22 protein-coding genes and 2 pseudogenes are annotated in these 19,993 nt (G+C 63.1%); 12 read left to right on the forward strand and 12 right to left on the reverse strand.

All coding sequences use genetic code 11. From position 1 onward, the window contains the following. The first annotated feature begins 20 nt into the window (after nt 1–20). From gshB to TMPK1_RS14690, 3 genes are all read left to right on the forward strand, one after another. Entirely contained in the window at nt 21–971 is a 951-nt protein-coding gene (gene gshB, locus TMPK1_RS14680; RefSeq protein ID WP_420243829.1) for a glutathione synthase, read from the forward strand. A 107-nt stretch (nt 972–1,078) separates the two neighbouring features. Continuing rightward, on the forward strand, nt 1,079–2,518 hold the full coding sequence (locus tag TMPK1_RS14685) for an MATE family efflux transporter (protein ID WP_420243831.1): 1,440 nt from the start codon (nt 1,079–1,081) through the stop codon (nt 2,516–2,518). Between the two features lie 8 nt (nt 2,519–2,526). Next, a complete protein-coding gene (locus tag TMPK1_RS14690) occupies nt 2,527–3,279 on the forward strand; it encodes a GNAT family N-acetyltransferase (protein ID WP_420243833.1) in 753 nt (250 codons plus the stop codon). Between the two features lie 28 nt (nt 3,280–3,307). Here TMPK1_RS14690 and TMPK1_RS14695 read toward each other — a convergent pair. Beyond that, nucleotides 3,308–3,430, reverse strand: a pseudogene (locus TMPK1_RS14695) (hypothetical protein); the annotation flags it as partial. A gap of 30 nt (nt 3,431–3,460) precedes the next feature. Between TMPK1_RS14695 and TMPK1_RS14700 the strand changes: the two are divergent. Next, nucleotides 3,461–4,033 (forward strand): hypothetical protein, encoded by a 573-nt coding sequence (locus TMPK1_RS14700; protein ID WP_420243835.1) that lies wholly within the window; start codon nt 3,461–3,463, stop codon nt 4,031–4,033. 181 nt (nt 4,034–4,214) lie between these two features. Here the strand turns inward: TMPK1_RS14700 and TMPK1_RS14705 are convergent. Then, a pseudogene (locus tag TMPK1_RS14705) lies at nt 4,215–5,084 on the reverse strand (YifB family Mg chelatase-like AAA ATPase); the annotation flags it as partial. Between the two features lie 255 nt (nt 5,085–5,339). Between TMPK1_RS14705 and TMPK1_RS14710 the strand changes: the two are divergent. The 3 genes from TMPK1_RS14710 (at nt 5,340) to TMPK1_RS14720 (ending at nt 7,791) form a co-directional block, all read left to right on the forward strand. Further along, the gene (locus TMPK1_RS14710) at nt 5,340–5,948 is read left to right on the forward strand and encodes a DUF6088 family protein (protein ID WP_420243837.1); all 609 of its coding nucleotides are present in this window, start codon (nt 5,340–5,342) and stop codon (nt 5,946–5,948) included. A gap of 137 nt (nt 5,949–6,085) precedes the next feature. Further along, complete coding sequence (locus tag TMPK1_RS14715) at nt 6,086–7,390, forward strand: hypothetical protein (RefSeq protein WP_420243839.1); 1,305 nt, start codon at nt 6,086–6,088, stop codon at nt 7,388–7,390. Between the two features lie 26 nt (nt 7,391–7,416). Then, entirely contained in the window at nt 7,417–7,791 is a 375-nt protein-coding gene (locus tag TMPK1_RS14720) for a HigA family addiction module antitoxin (protein WP_420243840.1), read from the forward strand. Nucleotides 7,792–7,807: 16 nt separating this feature from the next. On the opposite strand, the gene TMPK1_RS14725 is transcribed toward TMPK1_RS14720, so the two are convergent. Next, a complete protein-coding gene (locus tag TMPK1_RS14725; RefSeq protein ID WP_420243842.1) occupies nt 7,808–8,845 on the reverse strand; it encodes a DUF4238 domain-containing protein in 1,038 nt (345 codons plus the stop codon). 60 nt (nt 8,846–8,905) lie between these two features. Beyond that, on the reverse strand, nt 8,906–10,480 hold the full coding sequence (locus TMPK1_RS14730) for a Fic family protein (RefSeq protein ID WP_420243844.1): 1,575 nt from the start codon (nt 10,478–10,480) through the stop codon (nt 8,906–8,908). A 437-nt stretch (nt 10,481–10,917) separates the two neighbouring features. Here TMPK1_RS14730 and TMPK1_RS14735 point away from each other — a divergent pair, with 437 nt between their 5' ends. From TMPK1_RS14735 to TMPK1_RS14745, 3 genes are all read left to right on the forward strand, one after another. Beyond that, nucleotides 10,918–12,672, forward strand: a complete 1,755-nt coding sequence (locus TMPK1_RS14735; protein ID WP_420243845.1) for a deaminase — start codon at nt 10,918–10,920, stop codon at nt 12,670–12,672. Beyond that, nucleotides 12,669–13,130, forward strand: a complete 462-nt coding sequence (locus TMPK1_RS14740) for a hypothetical protein (protein WP_420243846.1) — start codon at nt 12,669–12,671, stop codon at nt 13,128–13,130. The genes TMPK1_RS14735 and TMPK1_RS14740 overlap by 4 nt, the downstream gene beginning before the upstream one ends. Nucleotides 13,131–13,275: 145 nt before the next feature. Beyond that, nucleotides 13,276–13,722, forward strand: a complete 447-nt coding sequence (locus TMPK1_RS14745; RefSeq protein ID WP_420243848.1) for a helix-turn-helix domain-containing protein — start codon at nt 13,276–13,278, stop codon at nt 13,720–13,722. A gap of 25 nt (nt 13,723–13,747) precedes the next feature. On the opposite strand, the gene TMPK1_RS14750 is transcribed toward TMPK1_RS14745, so the two are convergent. The 5 genes from TMPK1_RS14750 to TMPK1_RS14770 form a co-directional block, all read right to left on the reverse strand. After that, nucleotides 13,748–14,500, reverse strand: coding sequence for a competence protein CoiA family protein (locus TMPK1_RS14750; RefSeq protein WP_420243849.1), 753 nt, complete (start codon nt 14,498–14,500; stop codon nt 13,748–13,750). A 129-nt stretch (nt 14,501–14,629) separates the two neighbouring features. Further along, nucleotides 14,630–15,862 (reverse strand): hypothetical protein, encoded by a 1,233-nt coding sequence (locus tag TMPK1_RS14755; protein WP_420243851.1) that lies wholly within the window; start codon nt 15,860–15,862, stop codon nt 14,630–14,632. A gap of 79 nt (nt 15,863–15,941) precedes the next feature. Continuing rightward, complete coding sequence (locus TMPK1_RS14760; RefSeq protein WP_420243853.1) at nt 15,942–16,664, reverse strand: SOS response-associated peptidase; 723 nt, start codon at nt 16,662–16,664, stop codon at nt 15,942–15,944. 9 nt (nt 16,665–16,673) lie between these two features. Beyond that, the gene (locus TMPK1_RS14765) at nt 16,674–17,027 is read right to left on the reverse strand and encodes a hypothetical protein (protein WP_420243855.1); all 354 of its coding nucleotides are present in this window, start codon (nt 17,025–17,027) and stop codon (nt 16,674–16,676) included. Nucleotides 17,028–17,049: 22 nt separating this feature from the next. After that, a complete protein-coding gene (locus TMPK1_RS14770) occupies nt 17,050–17,583 on the reverse strand; it encodes a hypothetical protein (protein ID WP_420243856.1) in 534 nt (177 codons plus the stop codon). A gap of 41 nt (nt 17,584–17,624) precedes the next feature. On the opposite strand from TMPK1_RS14770, the gene TMPK1_RS14775 reads away from it, so the two are divergent. Further along, nucleotides 17,625–18,686: a hypothetical protein gene (locus tag TMPK1_RS14775; protein ID WP_420243858.1), complete on the forward strand. Its 1,062-nt coding sequence runs from the start codon at nt 17,625–17,627 to the stop codon at nt 18,684–18,686. A gap of 46 nt (nt 18,687–18,732) precedes the next feature. Here TMPK1_RS14775 and TMPK1_RS14780 read toward each other — a convergent pair whose 3' ends face one another. Continuing rightward, a complete protein-coding gene (locus TMPK1_RS14780; protein WP_420243860.1) occupies nt 18,733–18,906 on the reverse strand; it encodes a hypothetical protein in 174 nt (57 codons plus the stop codon). A gap of 99 nt (nt 18,907–19,005) precedes the next feature. On the opposite strand from TMPK1_RS14780, the gene TMPK1_RS14785 reads away from it, so the two are divergent. After that, nucleotides 19,006–19,197, forward strand: a complete 192-nt coding sequence (locus TMPK1_RS14785) for a hypothetical protein (protein ID WP_420243862.1) — start codon at nt 19,006–19,008, stop codon at nt 19,195–19,197. On the opposite strand, the gene TMPK1_RS14790 is transcribed toward TMPK1_RS14785, so the two are convergent. After that, a complete protein-coding gene (locus TMPK1_RS14790) occupies nt 19,194–19,454 on the reverse strand; it encodes a hypothetical protein (protein ID WP_420243864.1) in 261 nt (86 codons plus the stop codon). The two genes, TMPK1_RS14785 and TMPK1_RS14790, sit on opposite strands and share 4 nt — an antisense overlap. After that, nucleotides 19,444–19,935 (reverse strand): hypothetical protein, encoded by a 492-nt coding sequence (locus TMPK1_RS14795; RefSeq protein ID WP_420243865.1) that lies wholly within the window; start codon nt 19,933–19,935, stop codon nt 19,444–19,446. The genes TMPK1_RS14790 and TMPK1_RS14795 overlap by 11 nt, the downstream gene beginning before the upstream one ends. Between the last annotated feature and the right edge of the window lie 58 nt (nt 19,936–19,993).

A 19,993-nucleotide genomic window follows, 5' to 3' on the forward strand; every position in this document is an offset into this window, starting at 1 on the left:
CGGGGATCCAGGAGAAACACATGAGTCTCACCGTCGCATTGCAGATGGATCCGATCGAGTCGATCGATATCGACAAGGACTCCAGCTTCATGATGGCGCTCGAAGCCGAGCGTCGCGGCCACGAGGTCTTCCACTATCTGCCGCGGCATCTGCGTTTCGACGAGGGCAAGGTGCAAGCGATTGCGCGGCGCATGTCGGTGCGGCGCGAACGCGGCAATCATTTCACTTTGGGCGAAGCGAAGACGGTCGAACTGACCGACTTCGACGTCATTCTGATGCGCCAGGATCCGCCGTTCGACATGGCCTACATCACCGCGACGCACGTGCTGGAGCATGTCGCGGACAAGGTGTTGATCGTCAACGACCCGGCCGAAGTGCGCAACGCGCCCGAGAAATTGTTCGTCACCCATTTCCCCGACTTGATGCCGCCGACGATGATCACGTCGGACAAGGACGCGATCGTCGAATTTCGCGCCCGGCACAAAGACGTCGTGGTGAAGCCGCTGTTCGGCAATGGCGGCAGCGGCGTGTTTCACTTGAAGCCCGATGACGAAAATCTCGGCGCGCTGCTCGAGACTTTCACCATCCTCTATCGCGAGCCGGTGATCGTGCAGCGTTATCTGCCCGAGATCCGCCAAGGCGACAAACGCATCATTCTGGTCGAAGGAAATCCTGTCGGCGCAGTCAGCCGCATCCCGCAGGCCGGCGAAGCGCGCGCCAATTTCCATGCCGGCGGCGCTGCGCAGAGGACGACGCTGACCAAGCGCGAGCAGGATATCTGCGCCGCGATCGGTCCGACCTTGCGTGAAAAAGGCCTGGTCTTCGTCGGCATCGACGTGATCGGCGACTATCTGACCGAGATCAACGTCACCTCGCCGACCGGCATTCAGGAGATCAATCGTCTCGACAACGTGCAGATCGAACGCACGTTGTGGGACGCGATTGAGGCCCGCCACGCAGCGCGCAACTAGTACGGACTTGCGCACGCTTCGGACGAAGGTGGCTGCATTGCAATCAATAGCCTTTCCGAGCGTGCTGCACATACGCTAGGCAGAAACCTCGTTCGAGGAGGTTTCCGATGCAGATGCCGCGGTCTCCGGACGCGGCCGCCGGAACCAAGCCTGGCCGCATTCCGTCAGCACGTATTCCGGTCGCACAACATGTGCGCGAGACGGTTCGTCTCGCCGCACCGTTGGCGATCGCACAGATCGCGCAGATCGCCATGGCGGCGACCGACACGATTTTGCTCGGCCGCTTGTCGAGCGACGCGTTGGCCGCCGGCGGTCTCAGCGCGAACATCTATTTCATGCTGAACATCATGCTGGCAGGCATCGTCACCGCCTGCGCGGTGCTGGTCAGCCAGGCGCGCGGGGCCAAACTCGAAGAACGCGTGCCCGTCGTCTATTGGTCGACCTTGCTGCTCAGCCTGCTGCTGGCGGTGCCGTCCTTTGCCATTCTGTCGTCGATCGGCCCGTTGCTGCGCGCACTCGACGAGCCACCGACCCTGGTCGCGAATGTCGAGCTGTATCTGTCGGTGCTGCGCTGGGGCGTGCCCGCGACGCTGATCTCGAACGGGCTGATGCGTTCGTTCCTGCCGGCGCTGGAGAAGCCGCATCTGATCACCGCCGTCTCGCTGTCGGCCGTGGGTCTGAACGGTCTGCTGAACTACGCGCTGATCTATGGCGCCTGGGGCTTTCCGCAGCTGGGGCTGATCGGTTCGGCGACCGCGACCTTGACCACCATCGTCGGCAGCGCGTTGGCGTTGCTGGTGATCGTGCACACCAAGAAAAGTACACGGCGCTGGATTCATCCGGTGCGCGCGCAGCTCAAAATCGTGTGGGAGTTGCTGCGCGTCGGCCTACCGATTTCGGTGACCTACGGCGTCGAGCTGGCGTTGTTTCTCGCTGCCGGCTTGATGATTGCGATGTTCGGCACGTTCGCATCGGCGGCACACCAGATGGTGCTGAACGCGGCGTCGATCACCTTCATGGTGCCGATGTCGATCGGCCAGGCCGCCAATGTGCGAGTCGGTTATTGGATCGGCGCGGGCAAAGGTGACGAGGCGCGTCGCGCCGGGTTCGTGGCGACGGGCATCGGCGCGTTGTTCATGAGCTGCACCGCGTTGGTCATGCTGACCGTCCCGCAAGCGATCGTGTCGGTCTATCTCGACGTGCACGATCCCGCCAACGCGGCCACGGTCGCGACGGCGCTGGGCCTGCTTGTCTTCGCGGCCTTGTTCCAGGTTGCGGACGGCGTACAGGTGATCGCGTTCGGTGCGCTGCGCGGATTGAAAGACACCAAAGTACCGATGCTGATCGCCAGCGTCGGCTATTGGGGAATCGGCTTTGTCGTCGCTTGGGCGCTGGCGTTCCGTTTCGACTATGGGCCGTCGGGCATCTGGGCTGGCTTGTTCATCGGCCTGTTCGTCGTCGCCATCGCGATGATCTTGCGCTTCGCGCGCGAAACGCGGCCGGGCGCACCGACCTTGGTGCGGGCAATGGCGCAAGCACGCAAATGACGGCGCGCATGCAGCCGTCATTGCGCGACTTGGCCTTGTTTGAAGAGCGTCTGGCGTTCCTCGCCGGCCAACGCGAGGCGCTGCATCGCCATCCCGACCGGATCGAAATCGTGGCCGACCGGCCCGAACTGGCGACGGTGATTCCGCTGGCCGACATTGGGCTCAATCCGGGCTGGTCGTCGGTCACGTTGCTGCCGTGGGTCGCGCTGAATTGGGATGACGATTTGCGCGCGGCGGGATTTGAACGCACCGAGCGGATGGCGTTCATGGAACGGCCGATCGAGCAAACGATCGCGGTGCGCGACGTTCCGGATCTGACGATCGAGCGCGTCGCCGACGAGGCCGGCGCCGACGCATTCGCGACCATCCAGGCCGAATGTTTTCCGATTCCGAGCGAGCCCGACCCGGCCCGCCGCCTTCTCTATTTCCGCACGCGCGTGCTGCGCGCGATGAACCAGCAAGGCGCCATCTATCTGCTGGCGCGCGTCGATGGCGAAGTGCGCGCGATCACGATGGTGCAAATCGCAGCTGGCGTCGCCGGAGTCTATCTGGTCGGCACGAAAGCAAGCGCACGCGGCCAGGGGCTTGCGACGGTGCTGTTGCGCGAAGCGCAGCGTCTTGCTGCCGACGCAGGCTGTAGCGCGCTAAAGCTGCAGGCCAATGCCGACGGCGCTGCGTACGGCATCTATACCCGCGCGGGCTTCGTCGAGCGGTTCCAGACGACGATCTGGCGCAAGCGGCCCACGACGCCCGATAGCTGATCGCTTCGGCGACATGCAGCCGGCGCACCGCGTCGGCGCCTTCGAGATCCGCGACCGTGCGCGCGCGCGCAATTAGCTCGTCCGCCTGTTCGGCCAGGACGGCTACACCGCGCCTATGGACTTCAGAAGGGTGGGAACATAAAGTGAACATCTATGCGGGAGTCAAGGACGGGAGAGCAGCATGGCCACGCAGATGACGCTCAAGCTGGAAGGCGCTCTCGTGAAGCTCGAACTCGACAAGGATTCCGCAAAGGATCTGGTCAAGGCGGCCGGCATGTCGTCGCGCGCCCAGGCCGAGACGGCGCTCACCTGGATACGGCGTGGCTTTCGTCTCCGTGTCGAAAAAGGCTGGGGCACGAACGGAGTGGCGCGCAACGACGAGCCCGTCCGCACGCTCATGCTGGAGCTGACCAGCGACGACATCGTCGAGCTTGATCGCGCGCGTGCAGAAGGCGCGCACGGAAGCGATCAGCGCGCGGTGCTTCTGGAACTGATGTACAACGGCAGCCTCTGGGAATGGGAAGGCTGCGAGGAAGACGAACGCGGCGAACAGTTCATCGTCGACGTCACGGCGGCCCGCGCCGCGCTCGAACGCCAAGCGTCGTGGCCGGAACAGTACGAAGCCGCGCTCGACGATCTAGCGTCACTTGAAGCGAGCGCTGGTTTTGAACCGATCGGTTTGGTCGTTCGCCGGTCGCTTCGGGAAGCCGTGCAAGAAGTGAAGCACGGCGTAGCGCAAGAAGACGCAGCATAGCGTTCTGCGCTTTGAAGAACGCGCGGCCGCTAATCCGAAGAATCGTCGACGTGTTGTTCGAGAAACCTCGAGAACATGTGTCGAGCTATTAGCGCTGCAACGCTCACGCCAACAAACCCCAAAACGATATCGCGCGCGGGCTTCGTCGAGCGGTTCCAGACGACGATCTGGCGCAAGCGGCCTACGACGCCCGATAGCTGATCGCTTCGGCGACATGCAGCCGGCGCACCGCGTCGGCGCCTTCGAGATCCGCGACCGTGCGCGCGACGCGCAACACACGGCGATAGGCGCGCGCGGAGAAGTGGAATCGTTCGGCCGCTTCATCCAGCAAGACACGACCGGCTTCATCGGGTGCGCAGGCGCGATCGAGCGCGTCACCGTCAGCTTCGGCGTTGGTGGCGCCATCGCGGCCCCAACGTAGCGCTTGTACGTCGCGCGCTTTTGCGACGCGTGCTGCAACGATCGCGCTGCTTTCGCCGCGCGGTGTGCGCGACAATGAACTGGCAGCGACGGTCGGTGTTTCGACGGTGAGATCGATCCGGTCGAGCAACGGCCCCGAGATCCTTCCTTGATAGTCCTGGGCGCATTTGGGCGCTTTCGAACAAGCGCGCATCGCGTCGGAGATCCAGCCGCAGCGGCACGGATTCATCGCCGCGACCAACTGAAACCGTGCTGGATAGGTCACGTGGCTATGCACGCGCGCCACCACCGCCTGCCCGCTTTCGATCGGTTGGCGCAGTGCTTCCAGCGCGCTGCGTTGAAACTCGGGCAGCTCATCGAGAAACAGCACGCCGCGATGGGCCAGCGAAACTTCGCCCGGTCGCGCGCGCGCACCGCCGCCGATCAGTGCCGGCATCGACGCAGAATGATGTGGCGCGCGGAACGGCCGGTTGCGCACCAGACCGCCATCGGGCAATGCGCCAGCCAGCGAATGAATCATCGATGCTTCCAGCGCTTCGCCGGGCGTCAGCGGCGGCAGCAATCCCGGCAGCCGCGCCGCGAGCATCGATTTGCCCGCTCCCGGTGGGCCAATAAAAAGAATGTTGTGACCTATACGCCCTGGAGACAGCGCGCGGGGCGTATAGGTCACAACGACAAGGTCGTGTGCCCTATACGCCCTGGCTCCCGACGTAGGCCTACGGCGGCGCGCGCCAAGGTAACGTTCCGACCCGAGGGGCAGGACTCGTCAATTCGTGCCCCGACTACCACCTTGCGATCTCGCCATCGGAAGGCTTATCCGTTAACCAGTGGAACTTACACGGTTTTCCGGGTGTCGGCTGTCAGAAAGCGTGCTACCGCTTCTGACATGGAGACCGCCGTGACCTCTACTTCGAAGCGGATTTGGGCGTACGCCAAGTCGCTGCCGCCCGGCACCCCCATCGTTCCGGCCGAACTCGAACAGTTCGGCTCTCGGAGCGCCGTAGATCAGGCGTTGTCGCGCTTGGCCCGCAGCGGCGAGCTGCTGCGCCCGGCGCGGGGGGTCTACGTACGTCCCAAGAAATCCCGCTTCGGATCGGTTCCGCCTCGTGCGGAAACGCTGGTCCTGCGTCTCGCGAAGAAACGAGGCGAGATCGTTGCCAGCCACGGCGCTGCCGCGGCGAACGCGCTCGGCCTGACGACGCAGGTCCCCGTGCGCCCAGTCTTCCTTACGAGCGGCAAGAGCAAGAGGCTGAAGCTCGGGCTGCAGGAAGTCGAGTTGCGCCACGCGCCTGGCTGGCTCCTTTCGCTTCCGGAAGAGCCGGCCGGTCGGGCATTGCGCGCGCTCGCTTGGATGTCGCCCGAACAGGCCGAGGCGGCTGCGGCGATGATCGCGCAGACACTCCAGGAAGGTCAGCGGCAGAAGCTGCGCAAGGTGATGCCGAGACTTCCGCCTCGGGTCGCGCAGAAGGTGTCGAAAGCCATCCGTGGCGGATGAGTTCTTCGGCTGTCGCCGTGAGTGCAAAGCGACACTCTGCAGGTAGCCGCAGCCGAACTGGGCCGCCCGCCAGGCCGACGATACCGGCTGGGGGTTCCCACGTTGACATCAAAATTAGCAGGTACGATAACAGTCGAGTGATCGACGCTTCCGCCCTGCACTTCCTCAAATCCGTCGCTGGCGACAGCGCGTCGGAAGTGCTGCGCCGCCGCCACGAAGATGTCGCGGCTGCCCGGCGGGTCGTCGAATTGGCGAACGGCTACGGCGCGATCGACCATATCCGCCAAGCGCAACAGCGCGCGCGGGAGATGTACGACCACATCGCTCAACCAGCATCCGACGCGGCCCGACGTATCCACGAAGTCCACGCATCCGTAGATTCGGTGAGTACGCGCCTTGCCAGTCTGAGCGCGCAAGACGGCCTGTCTGCGAGCGAACGCTACAACAGGTCGTTCGGGCTCAGTGCGGTCGACCGGTTGATGGAACAGCAACGCCAAGTCGAACGCGCAATTTATGGCGGCCTTCAGCCTTGGCATTTCGACATGTACGCCGGGCAGGCCGAGACTCAGCGCCACATGACGAGCTGGATCGGTGGCTGCAGCTTCCGTGGCGACTGGTGGGCCGAACTGGCGGCACGCAGCGGCAATAACGCCGGAAGCGTGTTGGGTGATGTTGGCGCTGCGTTCTCGGAATATGCAGCGACCCGCAATGCGCTGGCGCACGACCACGATGGTCGGATGCGGGCGGCCGCTCTCGCGCTCGAGAAAGTGCGGCCGCCGCCGGATGTCTATGCCGATTTGCTCGGCTCCGGGCGCGTCCCGCAGAAAAGCCTATTCGCGATCGGCCACGAGTTTGCACATTTCGCGCTCGATCGGCAGCTCGCGTCGCTCTCCGCCCGCGCTCCGGAAACACTGACGCTGCGTGATCGCGCACGGTTGATCGAGCTCCGCTTGCTGCGCGCAGTCACTCGCGCGTTCGAAGAGCAGCTTCGCTCGATTGCGAAGGGCGCGTTCTCGACCGCGGCCTTCGCCTACTCCGTCACCCAGCGCGTGCGCAGGGTTTGGCGCGCGATCGTTCGTTTTATAGGCGTCCGGTTTGAAGACCGGCTGCCGACGCTGTTCTCGATGATCCGCAGCTTCGCACTGCGGACCGGCAACCCTCCGCCTGTCGACCGGAAACTCGCGGCTTCTGCCGCTGAAGTTCTTCGGACCGACAGTGTTGAGGTTTCCAATGTCAGATTTTTCGCGCGGCCGACGTGGCCGCAAATCCGCGCTCGACATCGCGGAAGAACGCGTGCGGGCCACGCTGGCCGCGGCGCGTTCGCTGCAGTTCGTTCGCCTCTCCGCGTCGAAGGGCGAATTGTACCGTTTGCTGGATCACGGGCTGCACCGCTACGGCGTGCATATCGGCCGGCGGACGTTCATTACGTTCACGTGGGATAAGTTCCGTGGTGCGATCGACATCGACCGTGAGCGTATCGACTGAAGATGCGTCGGCCGTTCCTTCGGGGCCGGCCGACCTCCTTCGGCACGTGATGAAGGAACATCGGATCTCGCAGCGCGCACTCGCCGCCGCCCTGAAGGTCACCGTCGTCACGGCTCACCAGCTTCAGAACGGCGATCGGCGGGTCACCCCGCAGATGGCCGTGCGCCTGGAAAAGGCCATGCCCGGGACCTCCGCGCTGGAATGGTTGGATATGCAGGCGCGAATGGAGATCGCCCAAGCACGGGCAGAACTGCAGGACACGCTCGGCGAGATTCCGGTGCTGGTTCCAGTAGCGGAAATCCCGGTTTTGAAGACCGGGCCCAAGAAGGCATCGTCAGCGAAGAGCCGGCGCGGCTGACCGTCAATCGAACCGCTCAACTTCGTGGCGCGCCGCGCTCGACCTGTCGGACCTGCATTCCGCTGAATAGCGGTGCCGGGCCAATCGCATCCAGCGGAGCGTCGGCAGGCGCCACGTTGATGCCGGTGGAGACCCGCAACACGCGCTGTCCAAGATAGCGCCGAATGAAAGCAACCGGCGGCCGGCCACGCGAGAAGACGCTCGACTCCGCGTTCATTACGACCAGCTTGTTGTAGAAGTTCACGACCTTCCGGGCGCAGCGCATGACGCGGAGTGCATCGGTGAACGGCGAGACGAACTTCCGCGTCATGAGTAGCGTACGCGTCGGCGATATCGGAAAGCTGAGGTCTATGTCTTCGTGAGCGCCGTATTCGGCGGTAATGACCGGCGCATCCGAAAACAGAAACTCCGCGTCGCAGTCCGATTCCGCCACGAACCAGGTCATGTTCCGCATGGAGCGAGCGTATTCGCGCAAGTGGTGCAGGATCACGCGCTCCTGCAGGCGATCTAATTCGACCTTAAGCTTCTCACCGTCGACGAGCAGTTCTCCTCCGGCCGCGTCTACGAGACTGCCGAACAGCGCGGGGGAACGTAGCACCTCCTTGTAGGTCGGCACGCGCACCAGCATCGACGCGACGAAAGCGGCGACGATCGTCTTTTCCGCCGCCGACATCGGCAGCAGTTCGGGGACGCCGGGAGCCCGGAAGCCGTCCAGCGCCAACTTCCGCCGTGCGGCGGGCGCAAGATTGAATCGCTGCGACCACAGGGGCGGCCCGACGGCAGGATCGCCCAGACGAGCCAGGATCGGTGCTGCGTCCGCTTCGACGTGGTGGTCGAAGAACTCCTCGAGGCGCTCGGTCCGGACCCCTGCCTCGGCCAACGCCGAGTTGAGACGACCTACCACGGCGATGTTGTTCGGCTTGGTGCGGAACTCGTTGAACGAGCCGTCGGCTTCGCGACGAACGCACGCGATCGAACCATCCGTCGCAGTCCAAATGCGCTGGTGCGACTTCGGCCACCAATGATGGCGCTTCGGCGGTGGTCCTTTTGCCAATGCTGTTCGTCGCTTCGATGTCAGGTCGCATCCTACAACGCCGCGGCCGGCAGATCTCGATCAGGGTGCCGGCGCAGGCTCCTCGTCGTCCGGATCGCTCTTGGGCTTCGCGCTGAAGTCCATCGCCCACTTCACGCGTTCCGCAATGAATTGGGCGAACGGTGCGAGGTCTTCGTCCACGCTCGCGCTTTCCAGCGCTGCCATGTACTGCGCTCGATCTTCGACGCGAATGACCGTCCACGGGTAGCCGCCCGACGCGAGCATCGTGTTCATGAGGAAACGCGCGACGCGGCCGTTGCCGTCCGAGTACGGGTGGATGTAGCCGAGCATCCAATGGCCCAGCACAGCACGCACGCCCGCGTCGCGCTCCGCTGCGAGAAGTTCGAAGAACGCGCCCATCGCGTCCGGCACGACGTCCTTGCGCGGCGGCAAGTGGCGCGACTGGTTGATGAAGACCGGCGTGGAGCGGTAGCCGGCCAATGCGGACGCGCGCATCACGCCGCTCGAGACGAATTGCTGGAAGAGTGCGCGATACCAGACGTTGTGATCCTCGCGAACCACCGCTCCGGCGCTCTCGCCGTTTACGATGCGGGCCACGTCGCTGCGCACGATCTGGAACGCGTCCCAGTAGCCCTTCGCGGCCATCGCGTTCTTCTGTTCGTTGTCGGTCGCGTTCGCTTCCGCGTCCCAGGTGCCGGCGCGCACGCGCTCGATAAGATCGGGAGTGACGCGATAGCCTTCGATCGAAAGCGAGTGATAGGCGTCGTGCTTGTAGATGTCGTCGACCGCCTGCAGGTACGCGTCGTGGTCTGCGGGCACGCCGGGCGGGGCTGGGAAGCTGCGGATGACCGCGTCGCGATGCAGATCCCACATGGATCGCAGTCTACCGACGATGGGCGACGGCGCGACGACGGCCGGCGCGGCGATTTCGCCGTCGAAGGGATTCGTGATGCGGACGGCGTGATGCGCTGCCTTCATCGCGTCGACGATCTCGTTCGCCCAGTCGCCGCGCCCGATGGCACCCAGCGCACCGGCGATGACCCCGGCCTTCTCGGTGTGGCCGCCGTCCAAGAGGATCGCGAGCACCTCCGCGGGCGACTTCATTGCGGCGAGCGCAGCGCGGATCACGATCGGCCTCGATCGGTAGAACGCGATCGACGCGCCGACCAGCGAGGCCGACAAGGATAGAAGCCGAAGGCCGTCCCGCACCTCGACCGCCGGCGGCTCGGTCCTGATCTTCGTCTCGTAGATCGACGTGTTCTCGGGCAGCCGGATCAGATTGCCGGTCGCTTGGGTCGACCAGACGATGACTTGTCGAGGGACGGCGGTCTCCTCGGCATACAGGCTCAGCGATTGCTCCGCCGACAACGACCATCGATCGCCGAAGCGCTCGTTGCAGTAGGCGGCGCAGAATTCCCAGAAGGACGCATACCAGGGCGTGGTGTCGCCCACGCGGACGTTCGGGCTGCTGGAGATCAGCCATCCGCGCATGATCTCCTTGAGATAGCCGGCCTGGACCAGACGCTCACGGTGGGTGCGGGTCAGCTCGCTCGAGCGGAACACCCGCCTTCCGTCCTGCTGAAGGGCGTGGAGTTCCTCGAGGGACGAGGCGAGCTTTTCGTTCGGAGAAACCATGGCTTCCAGCTTGGGCGGCGGTTGAATAGTTTTAGATGTTGCGGCTGTGATCGTTTTTAGTGTTGTGGCTTAGATAGTTTTAAATGTTGTGGCTTGGATAGTTTTTAGTGTTGTTTCTGCAAAAAAGCTAATTAAATCTGAGGCTAAGAATTTCCATAGCCTGCCCCTTCCAGTGGGCTATTACCCTCACTTTTCCCTGACTTTTTCGGCCTGCGCCGAGAAAGTTCGAAGTTGCCGGCAGCCGAAAATGAGAACAAAATGGGTACATGGACTGCCCGCGCACTTCCCGCTCCCTTTCGAGCGCCCCGATCGCGCCCAAGGACACGATCCGCGCGGGCTCACGGCGGCCGGGCTCGCGTCAACGCCGCGACGCCCAAACTTCACCGCGGATTAACCGTCGTCGCGCGATGCCGTCCTCTTCTCCGAAGAGGCACGCGATGACGGCTCTGGCTGAAGCGAAGACGAACAAGAAGGTGGCCGCCGCGCCGTCCGACGACGCCCAAACGGCCCTCAACAAGAACCTGTCGAAGGAGTTCTTCTTCGCCATCGTCGGCGCGGTCGGCGCCGGCAGCAGCTTCGTGTCGAAGGCTCTCCTTGGCGCGCTCGACGACGCGGGTATCACCGAGGTCTTCCCGATCAAGGCCAGCGACGCGATCAAGCGCTGGGCGACGGAGAGCGCGAGGGAAATCCCGCCCGCGCGCGCCGGAGACATCAAGACGATCGAAGACGTCGTCATGATGCAGAACCTCGGCGACGAGATGCGGTCCTCGAGTCCCGACTTCGCATCCGTCGCGATGGGCATCGTCAAGGAAATCCGCCGCGCGCGCGCCGAGGATCTAGGCGTGGATCCGAACACGGACGACCCGATCGACCCCGGTCAGAAGCGGCGCGTGTTCGTCATCGACTCGCTTCGACATCCGTCCGAGGTGTACGCGCTCCGCCGACTGTATGGCGCGGCCTTCGCGCTGATCGGCGTGGTCACGGACGAAGACACGCGCGAGGAAAGACTTGCGAACAAGTACTTCGTAGGCCCGGCGCGCAAACGACCGGAGTCGAAGGGCGCGATCAAGACGCTGATGGACCGCGACGAGAAGGACAAGGTCCACAAGTACGGCCAACACGTGCAGGGCGCGTTCGAACTCGCCGACTTCTATCTCGACAACAGCAACGACGGCGCCGAAGGCAACAAGGACGAACACATCGGCGGCGCGCTGCGCCGGCTCGTCGGCATCGTGTTCGCGCGCGACGTCGCTCCACCTCGTCCGACGATCGCGGAGACCGCCATGTATCAAGCGCATGCCGCGAAGCTGCGCAGCGCGTGCATGTCGCGCCAGGTCGGCGCGTCCCTCGTCGACGACGAGGGAAATCTGGTCTCCACCGGTACGAACGAAGTGCCTAAGTCCGGCGGAGGCGTCTACGGCCAAGCTTTCGAGCAGACCGTCGATCATCGCTGCATGTATCGGCCGGGAGCCGTCTGCAGCAACAACGTCGGCCAAAACGACATCATCGCCGAGGTGATCGACGGAATTCCGGACATCTTGCTCGGATTGGAAGCGCTCGCGAAGCAGCGCGGCGAGCCGTTCGACAAGGCCGCGGCGATCAAGACGCTGCAGTCGGAAATGCGCCGATCAAGGATCGGCGGCCTGCTCGAGTTCAGCAGGTCGGTGCACGCAGAGATGGACGCCTTGCTCGCCGCCGGCCGCACCGGCGCGACGACGGCCGGAACGAGGCTCTTCGTGACGACGTTCCCTTGCCACTACTGCGCACGCCACATCGTCGCCGCGGGCGTGAAGGAAGTTCAGTTCATCGAGCCCTATCCCAAGAGCAAGGCCCTCTCGTTGCACCGGGACGCGATCAAGACCTCCGCCGACCTGGCCGCGCACGCGCGGCTAGCGAAGGAGCACGCCGGTCAGGTGGTCGAGGCCCAGCTCAAGGGCACGGGAAAAGTCGCCGCGCCCCCGCCCGAGCCGCTTGACGACCCCAAGGCTCCGAAGGTTTTGTTCCGGCCCTTCGTCGGGGTCGGTCCGCGGATGTACGCCAGGGCCTTCTTCAAGGATCGTGAACTGAAAGACGGCTATAGCGGCGTTCTGGACCTCGCTACGCAGCCGCCATGGGGTAGTGCGTGGCAGAAGTCGCAGGTAAGCTACGCGAAGGACGAGGCCGCTATGGTCGGAGGGCTCGCAACGCCGTGAGCACGCATCTACGGCTTGTGGCGGAAGACGGCCAGCCCGTCGCCGGGGTGGTCGAGGAAACCCGTGCGCCGGCCTACACCCAAGGTGAACTCGAGCTCAACTCGAACGTCAGCGTACTGGCGATGACCGATCTCGTCGGCTCCCAGTTCCGTGAACGCCTCCTCACGCTCCGACCCAGGACGATCGTCGACTTCCGGAATACCCCGTGGTTCGACTTGCCGGGTTACGACCGCAACGTCGCCGCCGCGGACTTCGCGGCCTTGGGTATCGAATACTTCCGTGCCCCGATCGAGCGCGGAGAGCTGAACCAGAAGGTTATACCGGCCGAGCAGGCCCAAGAGCTCGCCTACGAGCTTCTCAGCCTGCTCAGGGATCGAGGCGGCCTCGGTCGCGTTCTCTGCCTGGTGGCCCGCCCTGAACAGGCGGCGCTGCTGCCGAGGTTTTTCGAGTCCGCGTAATTCACGCCGGACGCGGTTCTCGGTCGGAATCCTTGTGATTCAAATGGATCACAGGGTGGACCTAAGTCGCTATGTCAACGTTTTTTCGCTGGATTTTCCGACTCGCCGAGAGCGGAATTCGTAACTGATTCGGAGGGGGTGGCAGATGGACGACTTGCGACGGGAGCTCAACGTGCTCGCCGGCCTTTCGGCCGCGCCCGCAACGAGCTTCTCGCCCGTCCAGGCCCAGAAGTTCTTCTTCCTCTGCGATAAGGAACAGGCCGCCGCGCTCGGCGGCGAGCTCTTCAATTTCGACGCTTACGACTACGGCCCGTTCGACCGGGAAGTGTATCGGATGCTTGAGAAGCTCGAGCATGACGGATACGTGCGCATCGTGAACCCGGAGTCGCGCTATCGCCGGTACCAACTCACTGACGAAGGCTTCGAACGCGGGCGTCGCCAGCTCGCCAAGCTGAACGGCGAACTGCAGGGTTGGCTTGAACAGACTTCGCGTTGGGTACAGTCGCTATCGTTCGGCCAGCTCGTCGAGGCGATCTATAACAAGTACCCGCAGATGAAGAAGAACTCGGTGTACCGGTTCGCCCAAGGCTGACGTTCGCAATCGATTGCGAACCGCGTCATCCCGCAAACGCGCGGCGCGCCGCGAACCACTCTTCGACCAGCACTTCGACGAACTTGTGAACCTGCGGCTCCGAACCGCTTAGCCATCGATCATCGTCCGGCACGTCTTCGAGCCCGATTAAATCCGGAAGCTTGGGCTTGGTCCGCGCGTTTGTTGGCGGGCGGAACGTTGCGCGATCAAGTCGAGACGAATTTCGATCGATCCAAAGTTCTTCGGCCGTACCATCGCTTTCGCTACGAACGACGAAGCGATACCAATGTTTGCGCTGCCCTCGAAGGCCGGCTGTATGCGGATACTCCATCAACACTACCATCATCCGGGGCAGCGAATGTTCATGCACGCCCCGGTACTCGAAGATGCGGTGCCGTACTGCCGCTTCCAGCAACTCTACGAACTCTTCCCGGGATAGCCCGGGCACCATGGCCCGCAACTTCGCGTAATGACGCCGCCAGTTGCGTCTAAGGGCGAGCCTCAGTTGATGCGCGGCGGTCGGATCGGGTTGGCCTGGAGGTAAAGGTACGAAGGGCTGCTCCAGCGCTTTGATGAGCCAGCAGTGGGATCCATTCGTATGCACGAAATGCGGCGTACGCGAGCCGCTCCGAACGAACATCGGCCACCGACAACCGACGCATCGACAACGCGGGGCCTCCTCGTACTTTTCGCCGCCCGTCGTCTCCGTACCGAACTCTAGCAGATACGTCGGTACGTCGACGTGGCGATCCTCGTATGGATGAAGCGCGACGTGCATCAGCTTTCGCTTTCGTTCCGTGGATTCTTTGTCAGCGCGATCGAGCCTTTCGTTCAAGCCTCGTATCGCTCAGCGGCCTCCAAATCAGACCTTCAACGATCTCATTGAGCCGAGTTTTTGCAACTCTCATCACGATTTGAACGCACCGAAAATGGAACCCAGAAGGTCACACATGTCTGGATAGCGGCAGCGAAGTTTGCGTGGTGTTTGATTCAAATCGCTCAGAAAACGCTTCATCACGTCGAACTTGTCATCCAGTTCGCCTTGATAACGCCCAGCGGCCTTGTTCCACTGCGACCATCGGACGGGTCTGAACTTTCCGCCCTTAGTCGCAAGCGAACTCCGTCCAAGAAACATCTCGATAGAACAAGCGCGGCCGTTCACATCCATCAAGCGAAGGCCTTCCGGTCCTTCGGTCGGATAGGACCGCGCCATCGCGAGATCGGGCAAACACATTGCGCGTAGGTTCGGAGGCAGGGTGATCTTCCGAAGGCTCATAAGGGCCTCCGCCCCCGCAGCGTCGTTGTCGAAGATCGCGAGCATGCGGCTCTGCATCCGAACGCTTGCGAATGATTTCACCATTCGCGCAAGCGGCGACGCACCCCCCTCTATTCTAAAAGCCTCGAAGTCGATGAATTGATATGCGTCTGCGAACTCGGGATAGAACGCGCGCATGGCCGCGGAAATAATCCGCTGATCCGTTGTGCCTTCGGTGAGTATGATGATTTTTCCGCCATCCGCTTCGAATGGCTCTGCGCTCCGTTCCAGATTCTCGTGGAAGGTCGCAGAGGGATCGAATTCATATGCGTCGTAGAGCTCTGTCAGGTCGACCCAGACGGACGTAGGCTTCAGCGCATCCAATCGGACGGCGAGCGCAGCAAAGACATCGAACAAAGGCTCCTGCGAAAATACTCCCTCCAGATCGAATCCCTCGTGCGGGAATGGGCCGCCTTCGAAACGCGCGCGTTCTCTAGCCGCCAACGCTTGCTGCCATTCCGCGTAGCTGATCTTCGCCAGCACCGCGGCCTCTGTCGCGATGGAACCCCCGATCGATCCGACTAACTTCTTCAAAAATTCGACCCGCATATCGCGAGCCTCGCTCCACGCGCGCGACATTCGATCAGCCGTGTATCCCTGAATTGCCAAACGCTCTCGAACGATCTCCGCGGAAGACAGCAGGTATCTATATTCGGGAGCGTCTTCGTACGTCTCGCGGAGGCATGTGCGCACATCCGGATGGGCGGTCTTGCGCGAGCGCGAGTAGTAGTCCGATCGGCTGAATAGAACCTCGAAGTACGATGGGTCCAAATGATCTAGAATGTCGGTGCGGATTTGATCCAGATACAGGTCGGTCGATGTCATTTATGCGTTCGCTTCTTTCGCTGCGCTGCTGAACGCCTCTCACACGTTGCGGCCGACCCGAGCATTGCCTGCGGGATGCCTACGCCGCGATCGGCACTAGGCACTCCGGCCCATCATTGCGCACGCTGTTGACGCGCTTGCTGACCTTGAAGGCGCGGAAGCGCGCGTCGTCGACCGTCTCGGTCATCGCGGCGAGATCGTCGGGTACGGTGTCGATGTACGAGGGCCAGGCCGTCGGCGGCAGCATCGCCGGTTGGCGGTCGTGGATCGCCGACATCCAGGGCGATGCCGGCATCGTGATGATGGCGACGCTGTCGCGATCGACGCCTTCGTGACGACCCGAATCCCAGACGCCGGCGAACATGATCGGCGTGCCGTCGCAATGCTCGATCGCCCAGCCCTGCTTGTCGCCCTTCTCGCCGGTCCATTCCCAAAAACCCGAAACGGGAATTAGGCAGCGGCGCTTCTTGAAGGTCGCCGCACCCGTCGTCTTGACCTTCTCGATCACGGCGTTGGTCATCAACGGCTTCCGGCGCTTCGCCGCCTGTTCGGCGGTTTCGCCGACGCGCTGCTTCGTCCACCACGGCATCGTCGGGCACATGTCCCAATGCAGCATGTCGAAGCGCAGCTCACCGTCGAGTTCGCGCAACACCGGGACGATCGACTTCGGGGCCACGTTCCAGCGCGGCTCGAGGTTTGTCGCGCGCAGCGCGTCGAAGTTGATCGTGCGCGGAGCGAAGCGCGCGCCGACTAAGTCGATGACCTCGTGGACCGTGTAGGTCCGGCGGACACGATTGCACATCGGCAGCCTCTAGGAATCGCCGGCCAGGTGGCCGATCGCCGTAAGTTCGTAGGCGAGATCCTGCATGGTCCCGCCGCGCACCTCCAGCAGGAGCTCCATCGTCCGATAGTCGTCGGAGGCCAGGGCGCACGAGATCGCGATGCAGTCGTCGAGCGGTGCGGCGACCGACGCATGCAGGCTTGCCTTGCCGTCAAGCACGAGGCCGAGCCCAAGCCGGAGAAAACCACGGATCGTCTCATGCTCGGGGATGCCGAATTCGGTCTCCATGCAGGCCGCGTCGAGCGCCACGGCCTCGTAGTCGACGGTGCGCATCGTGAAGACGACGAACTTCGTCGCCGGCAGGCATTCTTCGGTCGTGGTCATGGCTGCGCCGAGTCCACGCGCATCATTTCCATCGAGCTCCCCATTTCTGAAGCGTCGCCATCTGGCCGTCGGTGAGGGCGGTCTTGTCCCGGTGCGCGTCCGCGATGACGTCGCCCGCACCGGTCCACATGACCATCAGGGTGCGCCCGTCGGACATCCGCGCATGCACCTCTGGGCCGGCGGGCCCCAAGACGTTGCGATACGAGACCACCCTCAGCCCCTCTCCCTCTACCGCGGCGATCGATCTCGGAGCGGCAGGGTCGCGGAGCGTTTCCTTCGGCAACCTACGGCTGGCCCGTGCCGTCGGTATTGTTTGGAGGATCTTCCGCGCGGCAGGGCCGCCGCCGCCCTGAAAGGCCTCCTCGAGCCACGCGTTCACCTCGCTGTCCGGCACCCCCATGCGGCGCAGTATTTCCCCGACCACCACCTCGGTTTCGGCATTTCGCCGAGCCTGGGTAAGCAGCTCGCGCCGAAGCGCCGCCAGCTCGATGGCCTCGAGGCTCGAGCGCGGCACCCGCCTGTCGTCGATCCAGCGTTTCGGTGGCTTTTCCGGCATGCCGCTCCATCCCGACGCGCCTGAGATTTGGGTCGGGACTCATGCGCCGAGAACAAACAGAGAACAAGCACAACCTTTCCACATTTAGACGCTGGAAAACGGTGGCGTTTCAGCTTCATGGTTCCAGCCGGCACCGCGATTTCGCGAGGCGTACCCGTGATGAGCATGATCTCCATGACGAGGAGCTGCGGATGACGCAAATCGCAATGCGCACGCCCTCCCTTCGCGTGGTGCACGTCGGTGCAGCGGCGATGCTGTCTGCCTTCGTCTGCTGGCTAGGCACCTACGCCTGGGGAAGCGCCAATGACGGAATTCCATACCTCATCGGAAATACGGCGGTCTTCGGTGTGATCGGCGCTGTGGTTGGGCGGCGATGGGCCGCCAAGCATCAGCGGCCGTTTCCCTTTGCCGCCTGGGCGCTTGCGGTTGCCGTCTGCCTCGTTGTCGCGAACCATCGCAAGATCGAGAACAGCTACTATGCGAAGCAAATCGAGCCGATCCTTGAAAAGCTCCAAAGCGATCCAGCCGGGGCGGCGGCTGAGCTTGAGAGCAAATCGGGGCCATTCGCCGAATTTCTTCGTAAGGCGATCGGAATCGGGAATGAATCCCGCGCTTATTTCGACGGTCGTTACGTACCGATCATGGCCGGTGCGGAAACTTGGCTTCGACCGGAAAATTTGGAGAGGCCCGACGTCGTTTCGCGCTACATCGCGGAAATTCAGCAGCGAAGGATCGCCCTCGCAGAGCTACGCGCCGACTTACCTAAGATTCGTGATGCTGCAGCGAGCCGGCTTGACGAAGCCGCCGAAAAGCTAGTGAACGCGACCGGCGAAACAGCGCTGAAAAGTCAATTTCGCAACGGATTTATCCAATCGTTCAACCGTCGCGCCCAAGGATTCGACTTCGACGATCAAGCAATGGCGGTTAGTGCGCAAATCCTCGAGTTCGCCGGTGCCGCCAAGCCGAGACGCCAGGGCGACAAGTTGATCTTCGCCAGCACCGCGCAGGCGGAACAATACAATGCGCTTCTGAAAAAACTTGATCAGCTAATTGGCGAACAGACTCGCTGGCAGCAATCGCTCGCCGCGTCGTCCGCGAAATAGTCCGACTTCGAGACGTTGCGGCACTCGAGCGGGCGAAATCCTCAAGCTATCGACTCATCTCTCCCTGCAGGAATGCGCGCGCCCTTTTCATTGGCTCCGCATCCTTCAGTTCCTTCGTCGATGAAGCGGTACCGACTGCGCGCAACATCGTTTCGATGATCGACAGGGCGACGCCCAATCGCTGTGAATCGTTGTCGAAGCGGGCCGCCGCTTGGTTCATCGAACGCTCTCCTGCATGGAACGACGCCGACTATGCGCCGGTCTTAATCGGCCGTCATCACTATTTGCGGTAGTCGTCAAATTACGGCATCTAATCGGAATGGAATCCTTTCGGCCCAGTGCACAGATCGCCGTCGAGTATCTCGACGTGCGCAGCGGCGGGCGGGAGCGCGTGAACGTCGGATCGTTGCATCTCGCAAAGGAGATTGCCGACGAACTCGCCGCGATCGGCGCACGGCCCGTCGTGCAGGTTTTCGGGCCCAACGGGTGGGAAGCCGTTCAAATCGACTAGCCGTCGCGGTGCGGGTTCGTCGCGTCTTCGAGCTGCAGCGCGAGCTTTTCGACTTCGGTCGTCCAACCCGGACCATGCCCGTCGACGCGAACGCCTTCCTCCCGCAAGGAGATCGCGTCGATCGCGAACGGGCGGCCGTTCGCGATTTGCTTCGCGCGAACGAGGAATTCGTCGATCAGCCCATGCAGCCGTGCCGGAGCGTCCGTCCTGCCGACGAACACGTCCGCGTGCCGCGAAAGGTTCGCCTCACGCAGCATTGCTCGCAGGCTCGCCGACGATCGGCCCGACATGTGCGTCAAGCTGCTTACGGAGTTGGTAGGCCCGAGGCACTCCGCGCATTCCGAGCCACAACAATACGACCCCGACGGCGAAGAACGCCGCCACGAATGCGAGCGCGGGAATCGCGATGGCCAACGCCACGATGACGAACGGAATCGCCCACAGCATGTAGACGGTGATCTCGCGCCAACCCGTCAGCTCGCCGACGTCGTCGATCACGATTCCGTCCGGTCTGCGCACGGCGAAGAGGATGCCGCGCTGGATGTACCAAAGACCGGGGCCGCCCTTTCGCACTTCGTCCGCGACCTGAGGCCCGGCGAGTATCCCGGCCTGACGATCGTCGCCGTCCGGATCGCTCCAGCTCAGCGAGTTGAACAGGCTGCCGCGGCCGACCTGGTCGTAGGTCCCGTGTTCGACGAGTTCGCCGCGGAGCGTCCCGGTGAAGTCGGACTTGCGCACTGATTCGGCCTCCGGTTTCGACACGACGCCCGTTCGGCGTCGACCTTTAAGTCACATT

Origin of the sequence: Roseiterribacter gracilis (genome assembly GCA_018332375.1) — a bacterium.
GTDB classification, from domain to species: domain Bacteria; phylum Pseudomonadota; class Alphaproteobacteria; order BOG-932; family Roseiterribacteraceae; genus Roseiterribacter; species Roseiterribacter gracilis.